This window comes from Streptomyces sp. WAC05292, from assembly GCF_003949955.1.
Taxonomy (GTDB): Bacteria; Actinomycetota; Actinomycetes; order Streptomycetales; family Streptomycetaceae; genus Streptomyces; species Streptomyces globosus.
In genome coordinates this window covers 1-859 of the sequence record NZ_RPSE01000808.1, presented here as the reverse complement: position 1 = coordinate 859, position 859 = coordinate 1, and the positions used below count along the sequence as shown (strand labels likewise).

Below are 859 nucleotides of genomic sequence, written 5' to 3'. Positions count from 1 at the left end.
GGCCGCCCCGGCCCGGCCGGCCCGCCGCCCCGCGGCCGCACCGCGCCGCTTCGCCGGGCAGCCCGAGGAGATCGCGCACGGCCCGCGGACCCGCCCCGAAGTGGCCCTCACCTTCCACGGCAACGGCGACCCCGCGACCGCCCGCGCCGTCCTCGCCGAGGCCGAGCGCGCCGGCGCCCGGGTCACCGTCCTCGCCGTCGGCACCTGGCTCGACGCCCACCCCGCGATGGCCGCGCGCATCCTGGACGGAGGCCACGAGCTCGGCAACCACACCCAGCGCCACCTCGCCCTCAACGACCTGCCGGAGGCCGAGGCCCACGCCGAGATCACCGGCTGCGCCCAGCGCCTGCGGCGGCTCACCGGCTCCATCGGCACCTGGTTCCGCCCCTCGCAGACGCAGCACGCCACCCCCCTCGTCCGGACGCTGGCCCGCAGGGCGGGCTACCCGCACGTCCTGTCGTACGACGTCGACTCCCTCGACTTCACCTCGCCCGGCGCGGCGGCCGTCATCCGCACCGTCACCGGGACGATCCAAAGGGGATCGGTGGTGAGCCTGCACTTCGGCTACGCGGACACGGTCGACGCGATGCCGCCCCTCCTCGAAGAACTCGCGCGCCGCAAGCTGCGCGCGGTGACCACCACGGAGCTGCTGACCCCATGACGACCCCCCGCCCCTCCCACAAGGCCGCCGCGCTCGTGGCCGGTCTGGCCCTCGCCGCCCTGGCCGGCGGCGGATCGGCCGACCGGGGCCCCGCCGAGGCCCGCGTCTCCAAGGCCCGCGCCCGCCAGCCGGCCAGGGCGGCGAGGGCCAGACCGGCCACGAGCGCGGCGGCCTTGTGGGAGGGGCGGGGGGTCGTCA

At 78.0% G+C, this 859-nt stretch carries 1 protein-coding gene and 1 pseudogene; both read left to right on the top strand.

The features are described from left to right. A partial coding sequence (locus tag EF903_RS33170; protein WP_148142674.1) for a polysaccharide deacetylase family protein occupies positions 1 to 661 on the top strand: 661 nt, incomplete at its 5' end. Then, a pseudogene (locus EF903_RS33165) lies at positions 658 to 859 on the top strand (hypothetical protein); the annotation flags it as partial. The gene EF903_RS33170 and the pseudogene EF903_RS33165, both read left to right, overlap by 4 nt.